Annotated in this window: 6 protein-coding genes; 5 read left to right on the plus strand and 1 reads right to left on the minus strand. The window is 55.7% G+C overall.

Annotation, left to right across the window (positions count from 1 at the left end):
- Window position 1 precedes the first annotated feature (1 nt).
- The 5 genes from HKD24_RS13150 to HKD24_RS13170 all read left to right on the plus strand — a co-directional run bounded on the left by HKD24_RS13150 (window position 2) and on the right by HKD24_RS13170 (window position 10,240).
- Window positions 2-1,480: a class I SAM-dependent DNA methyltransferase gene (locus HKD24_RS13150; protein WP_194260686.1), complete on the plus strand. Its 1,479-nt coding sequence runs from the start codon at window positions 2-4 to the stop codon at window positions 1,478-1,480.
- Window positions 1,480-2,754 (plus strand): restriction endonuclease subunit S, encoded by a 1,275-nt coding sequence (locus tag HKD24_RS13155; RefSeq protein ID WP_228124410.1) that lies wholly within the window; start codon window positions 1,480-1,482, stop codon window positions 2,752-2,754. Before HKD24_RS13150 ends, HKD24_RS13155 begins: the two co-directional genes overlap by 1 nt.
- Window positions 2,751-3,107, plus strand: a complete 357-nt coding sequence (locus HKD24_RS13160; protein WP_194260688.1) for a hypothetical protein — start codon at window positions 2,751-2,753, stop codon at window positions 3,105-3,107. Before HKD24_RS13155 ends, HKD24_RS13160 begins: the two co-directional genes overlap by 4 nt.
- Window positions 3,108-3,115: 8 nt before the next feature.
- Entirely contained in the window at window positions 3,116-4,045 is a 930-nt protein-coding gene (locus HKD24_RS13165; RefSeq protein ID WP_194260689.1) for a restriction endonuclease, read from the plus strand.
- A gap of 183 nt (window positions 4,046-4,228) precedes the next feature.
- Window positions 4,229-10,240, plus strand: a complete 6,012-nt coding sequence (locus tag HKD24_RS13170) for a DUF4011 domain-containing protein (protein ID WP_322783321.1) — start codon at window positions 4,229-4,231, stop codon at window positions 10,238-10,240.
- A gap of 20 nt (window positions 10,241-10,260) precedes the next feature.
- Here the strand turns inward: HKD24_RS13170 and HKD24_RS15490 are convergent, their stop codons facing one another.
- Window positions 10,261-10,395 (minus strand): PIN domain-containing protein, encoded by a 135-nt coding sequence (locus HKD24_RS15490; protein WP_265589080.1) that lies wholly within the window; start codon window positions 10,393-10,395, stop codon window positions 10,261-10,263.
- Between the last annotated feature and the right edge of the window lie 269 nt (window positions 10,396-10,664).

The raw sequence follows: 10,664 nt of genomic DNA on the forward strand, positions 1-10,664 counted from the left end.
TATGAATCCCGCTGCCGATCTGGTGAATAAACTCTGGCGCCTCTGCGCCCTGCTCCGCAAAGATGGCGTCACCTACCAGCAATACGTCACGGAACTGACCTATCTGCTCTTTCTGAAAATGGCGTCCGAGCAGAAGGACGAGACGCGTATTCCCGCACAATACCGCTGGAAAGTCCTGAAAACCGCGAACGAAACCGAAGTTCTTAAACTCTATCGGCAAGCCCTGATTGACCTTGGAGACGGGGAAAAGGTTTCTGATCGCGCCATCGTCTCCATTTTCCAGAATGCCACGACCATCGTGCGCGATCCGGCCAACCTGCGAAAACTCATCAATGCCATCGACGAACTGCACTGGTTCACGGAAGAGCGGGATTCTTTCGGTGACGCCTATGAAGGCCTGCTCCAGCGTATGGCGGAAGAGACCAAACGCGGCGCTGGCCAGTATTTCACCCCCCGCGCCCTGATCGACGTCATGGTCCGTCTGATGCAGCCGGAAGCCGGCGAGATTATTGAAGACCCGGCCTGCGGCACCGGCGGCTTCCTGATCGCCGCCAATCTGCACATGAAAGCCGAAACGGACGATTACTTCACCCTGTCTCCCAAACAGCAGGCCTTCCAGCTTCAGGATGCCTTACGCGGCGTCGAGAACGTCCCCGACACCTATCGCCTGCTGCTGATGAACCTCTATCTGCACAGCATTGACCCGAACAACGTCCTGCTCGGCGACACGCTCAGTCCGACCGGTGCACGGGCTCAGTTCAAAACTGTCGATCTGATCCTGACCAACCCCCCTTTCGGTCCCGCAGGTGGTCCGCCGACACGCGACGATCTGACGATCACCTCAGCCGTCTCCTCCTACCAGCTTCCCTTCGTGGAACACTGCATTCGCGCCTTAAAGCCGGGCGGCCGCGCCGCCGTTATTATCCCGGATAACGTGTTGTTCGATGACGGGCGCGGCAAGGCTCTGCGCAAAATGCTGATGAACTGGTGCGACCTGCACACGATTTTGCGCCTGCCCGTCGGCATCTTCTACGCGCAGGGCGTGAAAACAAACGTGCTGTTCTTCACCCGTTCGGAAGACGAGGCGCCGGTCACGGACGCCACGAAAGCCGTCTGGATCTATGACGCCCGCTCCGGCGCGCCGTCCTATGGCAAGACCAACCCGTTCCGCATCAGCGATCTGGATGATTTCGTCAAAGCCTTCGGCTCGGACCGTAATGGACGCGCAAAACGCAAGGATCAGGGCGAGGAAGGCCGCTTCCGTCGCTTCACACGCGAGGAGATCGCGGCAAGAGGCGACAACCTCGATATCACCTGGCTGAAAGACACAACCGATCAGGCCGAAGACGGGCTGGAAACACCGGAGGATATCGCGGCGGCTATCGAGGGGCATCTAAAATCGGCTCTGGAAGAAATCGCGGCGCTAATGGCGGAGCTTGAGAGGGATGCGGTAGATACTGGCGCGGAGGCAGCAGAGTGATGTTGCCGCAGGGATGGGTTGAAGCAACAATTAATGATTTAGGGGATTACCTCAATGGAATGGCGTTCAAACCATCCGATTGGGAAGATCAAGGTACGGGTATTATACGAATTCAAAATCTAACTAACCCCAAAAAACCACTCAACAGGACTCGTCGAAATTTCGATGAAAAATATCTTGTAAGGCGAGATGATATACTTGTTAGCTGGTCGGCTACCCTTGATGTGTTTTTTTGGGATCGTGAGGACGCGGTTCTGAATCAGCATATATTCAAAGCAATCCCCTCTTCGGTTGTAGACAAGCGCTTCTTATTTATTGCTCTCAAAAAAGCGATTTATGAGATGATGAAATCTGAACATCTTCATGGCTCGACTATGAAACATATTAACCGAGGCCCTTTCCTCGCGCATAAAGTATGGCTTCCCCCTCTCGCCGAACAACGTCGCATCGTCGCCAAACTGGACAGCCTGACCGCCCGCATCGCCCGCGCCCGGGCAGAGTTGGAGCGTGTTCGAGTGCTTTCTTTTAGGGCCTGGAAATCGGCAATCAATCAGTCTTTTCAGAAGCTCAAGTGTGAAAATGTACCTTTAAAGCAGATAGCCCAAATTACGGGAGGACTTACCAAAAACGCCAAGCGCCGCTCACTTCCATTGCAGGTTCCATATCTCCGTGTTGCAAATGTTTATGCCAATGAACTGCGTTTAAGCGATGTGGCTCGAATAGGATGCTCGGAAAAAGAATATAAAAAAACCAAACTGGAAAAGAACGATATTCTAATAGTTGAAGGAAATGGAAGTATCGATCAGGTAGGAAGGGCAGCTCTATGGGACGGCGAAATTGGCGGGTGCACGCACCAAAATCATCTAATTAGAATTCGTCCCAGCGAATCAATATCATCTGAATTTTTGCTGCTTTTTTTAGAATCTTCACTGGGGCGAAAATATATCGAGACATCCGCCTCATCAACATCGGGCCTCCATACTTTGAGCATATCAAAAGTTGGTAATTTTTCATGCCCGCTCCCGAGCCGCCTATTACAAGACGCTACGGTGAAATATTTGAATTTGTGTCGTGATCGCCTTTTGGCAAAGCGAATAGAAATTGATCGTGCCCTGACCCTCCTCGACCGCCTCGAATTTTCCCTTCTCGCCAAAGCCTTCCGGGGCGAACTCGTTACGCAGGACCCAAATGACGAACCCGCCAGCGTGTTGCTCGACCGCATCCGGGCCGAACGTGCTGCGGATACGAAACCGGGACGGAAACGCCGGGCATGACCGACGAACCGTTGCTGCCGCCGGACAAATGGCTCGCCATGGGTGGAGACCTGACAAACTGCCTGTGGGACAGCACCGGCGATCTGGCGTTTTACGAGGATCTTCCGATCACCGATGCGCTTAAGGCACGTCTGGAAGCATGGGAAAGATGGGCAGGCGACTATGAGGACTTTTTGCCACGCGAAAAGCGAGCGCCTTTCGATCTGAAGGGCTTCACAGCCTCGGGCCTCGAAATCGCGTGTGCCCTGAAAGCGGAACTTCCCGACTGGACCATCATCTATCGCGACGAGTTCAGGTGGCAGTACCAGAAGGAACTCGGGCTCACACCCGCCGAATGTGAATACGAGGTTTGATCCAGCTCATGGCCGTTCCTGATTACCAATCTCTCATGCTCCCCGTCCTGCGCCTCGCCGCCACTGGCATTCGTCGCGTGCCGGAAATCGCGGAGGCAATTGCGGACGAGTTTGCGTTGTCATCGGAAGACCGGACTGCATTGCTTCCCAGCGGTAAGCAAAGATTGCTACCCAACCGCGTTCACTGGGCCAAAACCTATCTGATGAAGGCGGGTTTACTGTCTTCTCCCGCGCGAGGGCAGTTCACCATCACGCCAGCGGGTAATGACCTTATTGCCTCCAACCCGTCTGCCATTACGCGCACTATGCTCGAGCAGTATCCGTCGTTCGTCAGCTTTGTAAGTGGCAAGTCAGAGGGGACTACGGAACAGACAACCCTCTCTATAATGACCGATGCTACTGCGGCAGCCAACCAGACGCCCGAAGAGCGCATTGAGGCAGCTCACACGGAACTGATGTCCGAATTGCGCTCGGACCTTCTGGAACAGATCCTGCAACAGAGCCCCGCCTTCTTTGAACAACTGATTGTCGATCTGCTGGTCGCTATGGGTTACGGGGGCAGCCACGAAGATGCGGCAAAACGCCTTGGCGGCACGGGTGACGGCGGCGTGGACGGTGTGATTAACGAAGATCGCCTTGGGCTGGATCGGATCTATGTGCAGGCGAAGCGTTATGCCGCTCATGTCAGTGTCGGGCGCCCCGACATACAGGCGTTTGTTGGCTCGCTTGTGGAACATGGATCGAACAAAGGCGTGTTTGTCACCACCTCATCCTTCAGCGCCCCGGCAATGGACTTCGTCCACCATCTGAGCCAGCGCGTCATTCTGATCGATGGAGCAACCCTGGCTGACCTGATGATTGAACATGGCGTAGGTGTGCGTGTCAGCCGCGCGGTAGAGATCAAGAAGCTCGATCTGGATTTCTTCGATCCGGGCTGAACGATCTTGCGCGGCCAGATATGTGCCGTCGCGCAGATGGCGCTGTCGATCGCCTGAAGATCACTTGAAAATCACGCTCTGATCCCCGACAGTCTTCTGTAACGAAGTATGGATTTTCTTCATATTGCGCTCAACGAGATCACAGGCGCATGTGTGAGATTATTGAGCGTTGTGGAGATTTCAGTGACAGCCGACCATGAACAGACTGCTGAGGACGTTGAGATCACCACAGAAGAAAAAAAGCCCGAACTTCGGATCGTCTTACAGGAAACAGTCAACGCTAGCCTGTGGGAGAATAGTGTCCCGATCCTTGAAGAGTTGGAATTCGACAACAGAAGCGAAAATACATATCCGGTTATTGAAATAACCATTACCAGCGAGCCGCATTTTCTGACGCCTCGGTCGTGGATGCTCCAGCAGATCGGTCCCGATGAACTTCGGGTTCTGAACGATCGTGACCTGACACTGGATGGCTCATTGCTTTCGGCCCAGACCGAGGCATCAAGGGCCGTCGTGACCATTGTCGCCCGTGCGGGAGAACAGGAACTTGCGAGGGTAACACGCGATGTCCGGATGCTTGCCCGCAATGAATGGGGTGGCCTGTCCGGTATCCCCGACATCCTCGCCGCCTTTGTACTTCCCAATGACCCCGCTATTGCCCGTATCCTGCGCAGCGCATCCGAGATCCTCCGGCAAGCGGGGCAATCCCCTTCCCTGGAAGGTTATCAGGGGGACAAGGCACGCGTATGGGCGCAGGCTCAGGCGCTGTGGTGCGCTATCTGCGCCCTTGATATCACCTACATCAATCCACCTGCATCTTTCGTTGAAAACGGCCAGCGTATCCGTCTTCCAACACAGGTTGTCGAGGAACGTCTGGCGACCTGTCTCGATACGACCGTTCTGTTCGCCGCATGTCTCGAAGCCATTGGTCTGCGTCCCCTGATCGTTCTGACGCGCGGGCACGCTTTCGCGGGCCTGTGGCTGGCCCAGCAGGATGCGGGTTCTTCGGTGGTCCAGGATCTGCCTGGCATTCGCAACCGCTTGAAGCTCGACGATCTACGTGTCTTTGAAACAACTTTGGCGACGGCAGCACGCAAACCCAGCTTCGCCGCAGCATGCGAGCGGGGCGAGGCCCATCTGCGCGACATAGACGATGACGATCCAGATGCGTTCCGCGAAGTTATCGATATTCACCGGGCACGCCTGCGCCGTATCCGTCCCCTCTCCACCTCTGCTGCCTCGCCAGGGAACGAAGCGGCAGAAACCGTATCTAATGATTCAGCGGGACAACCGACATTCGAGGCCCCTCCCCCATTGCGTGAGGAGCGTGAAGAAGAGCGCCTGCCAGACCGTCCGGCAGATCGCGTGCAACGATGGTGCAATCGTCTGCTCGACATGTCCGCGCGGAACCGATTGCTGAACCTCCCCAAGTCAGATCGGCAACTGATTGAACTCGACTGCCCTGATCCGGCGTCATTGGAAGACATGCTGGCGGAGATGCGCTCGGGCAGCAATGCCAGGCCGCTTCGTTTTGTCGCAGCGCCCGGGCTCATGGACGACGATGATCCCAGAAACAAAGCACTCCATCAGGGACGACATCATGAGGATGCGTCCAGAGCGTATGCGCTGGAAGCCCTTAAAAGACGCGAGATCGTCGTCCAGCGGAAAGAGGACAAACTTCAAACCGCACTGACCGAAATTTATCGTCATGCCCGAAGCTCCGAGCAGGAAGGCGGCACGAACGTGCTTTTCCTGACGATCGGGGCGCTGGCCTGGACATCGCAGGATAAATCCAAGCCGTATCTCGCTCCCCTCATTCTCGTTCCGGTCATTCTGGAAAGAGCGAGCATCAAATCGCCCTTCACACTACGGGCGCACGGGGATGAAACCCGTATCAACACAACGCTGCTGGAAATGCTGCGTGCCGAATACGATATCCGGATTCCCCTGCTAGAGGGGGAGGCACTTCCGGAGGACGACGCCGGCCTTGATGTTCCAAAAATCATCGAAGCCTTCCGGCTGCACCTTCGACACATTCCCGGATGGGAAATTCGCGAGCATGTCAGTCTGACGACATTGAGCTTTGCGAAATTCCTGATGTGGAAGGATCTGCTGGAACGGAAAGAGCATCTTGCCACGAACGACGTCGCGAGCCGCCTGCTCAACGGAGTCAAGGACGGCGAGCAGACAGGTTCTGCCCCATCGAACGGTTTTGATCCTGCTGGTGACCTCGACGACGCTCTCGCCAAAGCCGATCTCGTCTGCCCGATGGAAGCCGACTCATCTCAGCTCAAGGCCATCGCACGCGCGGCAGCGGGCGAAAATTTCGTCCTGATCGGGCCGCCCGGCACAGGAAAAAGCCAGACAATCGGCAACATTATTGCCAATACGCTCGCACAGGGTCGTACGATCCTTTTCGTGGCTGAAAAACGGACAGCGCTTGAAGTGGTCCGTGCGCGTCTGGCCAAACTGGGCATTGCTGAATTCTGTCTGGATCTGTTCTCGCCCAAGGCGAACAAGATGGCGGTGCTGCAACAGTTTCAGACAGCGCAGGCTGCGCTTGAGGATTTCCAGCCTGAGGAATATGCACGGACAAAACAGACACTGGATACCATTCGCACTGAACTGAACGCTTACGTCCGCGATCTCCATACGCCGCGTCGCAATGGCTGGACGCCCTATCGCGGAATTGGCGTCACTCTTCGTGCTCAGGAAACATCCATCGTCCGCATTCCTCTGGAATGGGCCAATGCGGATGTTCATTCAAAAGCCGATTACGATACATTGGTTCAGTCCGTTGAGGATCTGTCGACCCTTTATGCCCGTATCGGAGATATTGTCGTCTCACCCAGACTGGCAGGTCTTGAGCAGACGGACTGGTCACCACTGTGGGAAGGCAGACTGCTTGACACCGCCAATGGAGCCCTCTCCGCCCTCGACAAACTAAGAGAGGCGGCGTTGAGTGTTACCAAGGCGCTTTCGCTGCCTCAGAACAATCTTTCCTATCAGCGGCTTGAGCAGATCAGAGCGCTTTGCTCCCATCTTCTGTTGCCCCACGCAGCGGCATGGAGCTTCACGGAAAACGCCCGCGAAACACGCGATGCCGTATTACTGGAACAGGCATCTGTTACACGGTGCCACGCTCTGACAGCAGATCTTGATACCCGCTGGAAAGACAGCGTACGCGCTCTTCCTTTGGCTGAAACCCTTGCAGAATGGCGTACCATCAAGGAAAAGTGGCTGCTGGCCCGTTCCATGGGGCAGAAGGCGATCCGCAAACGGCTTGAACCTCATGCCATCGCTCTGCCTGAAGACTGCGAAAACGACCTTGAAGCTCTTGTCGAACGTGCGGCCCTTCTTGAAAAGCTCGGGAATGCTTCTCACAAGACAAGCATCGGTCCGATGTGGCGGAGTCTGGATACTGACTTCGACGCAATCAACGCCGCATTTGACTGGGGACAGGAAACACGCACCCGCCTTGCGGGCTGCACAGCCGAAACGGGAGAGCTGCTCACTGCCCGCACTCATCTCAGGACTCTGCTGGTAGAAGGTCAGGATCTTCTGGCACCTGGCGGAACAATCCACGCATCCCTGACCCGTTATCTCGCGGCATTTGCCGAGCTTGATGCCGCCCTGACAACACTGGGAAATTGTAGTGCCAGCGACGTTACCCGGCTGGTTCCCCCCGAAAATCCCAGTTGGCTCGAACAAACCACGGACAGGCTGCGGAACTGGAAAGAGGCCACTCGCGAATTGCGCGACTGGTGTTCATGGCGCCGCGCCTGCCATCAAGCCGCGCAACTCGGTCTGACACCCATGATCGAAGCCATCGAACACGGGTTAGTCGCGCAAGATGACGTACCGGCCGTTTTCGAAGCAAATTATGCGCGCTGGTGGACCATGCACGCCGTCAGTGATTCTGCTCTGCTGAGTAGTTTCGTGGCTGCAACCCATGAAGGGCGCATCATCAGATTCCGCGAACTGGACGAAAAGCTGAAAACCCTGGCCATTCGTCTGATCCGTGCACGCCTTGCCGGACGTATTCCCGGCGAGGCCGCGCGGCAGCACGATCCGGAATACAAAGTCCTGACGCGCGAGATTGCCAAGAAAACCCGTCATCTTCCGGTCCGTCAATTGGCCGAAAAGATGCCAGGCGCCCTTCGGACCCTCACGCCTTGTCTCATGATGAGTCCGTTGTCAGTCGCCCAGTACCTGCCTGCTGATGCTGCTCCGTTCGACCTTGTTATCTTCGACGAAGCGTCCCAGATCGCAACATGGGACGCAATTGGCGCAATCGGTCGTGGCAAGCAGGTCATCGTGGTTGGCGATCCCAAGCAGTTGCCACCCACGGATTTCTTCACGGCGGGTCGGGCAGCGGCTGATGCTGATACATCCGATGAGATGACCGATCTTGACTCGATCCTTGACGAATGCCTCGGAGCAGGTGTCCCGGCCATCAGTCTGGAGTGGCATTATCGCAGTCGTCACGAAAGCCTGATCGCTTTTTCAAATCAGGCTTATTACGGCGGCGATTTGGTTACCTTTCCGTCACCGGTCACGGCGGATCAGGCAGTCTCTTTCCGCTTTGTCCCGAAAGGGATTTATGAACCCGGCAAAAATGGGTCGCACACCAATCCTGCGGAGGCGCGGATGGTGATCGCCGAGGCTGTCCGGATCATGCGCGATGGTACCGATCGCTCGGTTGGTATCGTCACGTTCAACGGAGAGCAGCAGAAACTGATTGTCGATCTTCTGGATGCTGAAGTCCGAAAAGACCCTGCGCTTGAAAGATTCACAGGCGAGCAGGCTCATGAAGCGGTGCTTGTAAAAAATCTGGAAAACGTGCAGGGCGAAGAGCGTGATGTCATGCTGTTCTCGCTCACTTACGGGCCTGACATCGCAGGCAAAATCTCCATGAATTTTGGCCCCCTGAACCGTGATGGCGGGGAACGTCGTCTCAATGTGGCGATCACCCGTGCTCGTGAACAGTTAATCGTGTTTGGGTCGCTGCGGGGGGATCAGATTGCGATAGAACGAACACGCGCCGCAGGTGTTAGGGATCTGCGCCGCTTCCTGTTGTTCGCTGAACGAGGCCCAATGGCTCTGGCCGGCGCACATGAAGGGTCTGTCGGAGGATATGACAGTCTCTTCGAAGTCGAAGTTGCGACGATGCTTCAGACAAAAGGATGGGAGGTCACCACACAGGTCGGTGTTTCCGGATTCCGCGTGGATCTTGGCGTCATTGATCCCGATTTACCCAGCACGTTCCTCGCAGGCGTCGAATGCGATGGCGCCACATATCACCGGAGCGCAACGGCGCGCGACCGAGACCGCCTGAGACAGGCTGTTCTTGAAAATCTCGGCTGGAATATTCTGCGCATCTGGTCCACGGACTGGTGGACGAATGCCCCGCGCGAGGTTGAACGGATTGATGCTGCTCTACAGAGCTTTCTGGAGATTGCCCGTCAGAAGCGCATTGATCAGGCAGAGCGGGATGCTGCAAAAGCTGAAGCACTGCTAAACGCGACTGTGAATGAGCGCGAAGAGAAACCTGCTGTTTCGACCGAAACCCCGAAGGTTGAATCTGTCACTGACGAACCCTTCTCAGAGCCGTCACCTGAAGAGATCACGAATTTAGAGCTCCTTTACGCAAAGGCCCCCGAACATATTCCATCAGATGACACGACCAGTTCTGATGTCGAGGCCGATCCATCCAAATTGTCGCAGGACGATTATTTGCCGACATTGGCGCGCCTTGTCGTTCGCACAATCGATCAGGCAAAGGTCATTCGGGAAGATGTTCTTATTCAGACTCTGTCACGGGCACATGGCTTCAGTCGCGTCGGTCGTGAGATTCGTGAACGCGTCCAACGCGCTATTCCCTCATCAATGGCACGCACCGAAGAAGATGTTGGCACTTTTCTGTGGTCGGATCGACAGCCTGTCGTTCCACGGCTGTCCCTGACATCATTAACGGCTGAGAAATCCTTGGACCCGGCGCAGGTCCCTCTTGCGGCCCTCGTAGACCTTGCCTGCCGCGCTATCGCCATCGACTGCCCGGACGAGGATGCTATTGCGAGAATGCGCGCTGCCTGCGGCATGAGCCGTATGGGACAGGCAACGCGCGCTCGCTTCGCCACGGCTCTGCATGAAGCGCGTCGTATGAAAGATGGACATGACACGCCTCATCTATAGGAAAATGTAGCCTGCTAACTTTAAGCTGGCAGGCTTTCAAAGGGATCAAAGGCTGTGACACCCGTTCCCTGAAAATGTCGCCGGTTGCGGGTGAGCACGACGTAGCCCTTCACCATCGCTGGCGCCGCGATCAACAGATCAACCATTTCGGGCATGCGGCCTACCTGACATACAGTCCGTGTCATACGCCAAGTTCGGGTGCTGATAGCGGTAAAGAAGCATTTCGAGCCGTGCAGACAGGCGTCCAGCTGGAGGGATCGAAAAACTCTCTGGTTTTGAGGCTATCTTTGTGATTCCATTCGTCTGGTTCTGACTAAGGGAATGGCGCTATGAAGCAGGCTGGTTTCTTTGATGTTGAAGAGCGTCTTGTCCGGTTGAGTGGGCTCGGTGATCAGCTCGAAGCATTTTCCTGGACTGTGGATTT

Source organism: Gluconobacter vitians (genome assembly GCF_015244565.1).
GTDB lineage: Bacteria > Pseudomonadota > Alphaproteobacteria > Acetobacterales > Acetobacteraceae > Gluconobacter > Gluconobacter vitians.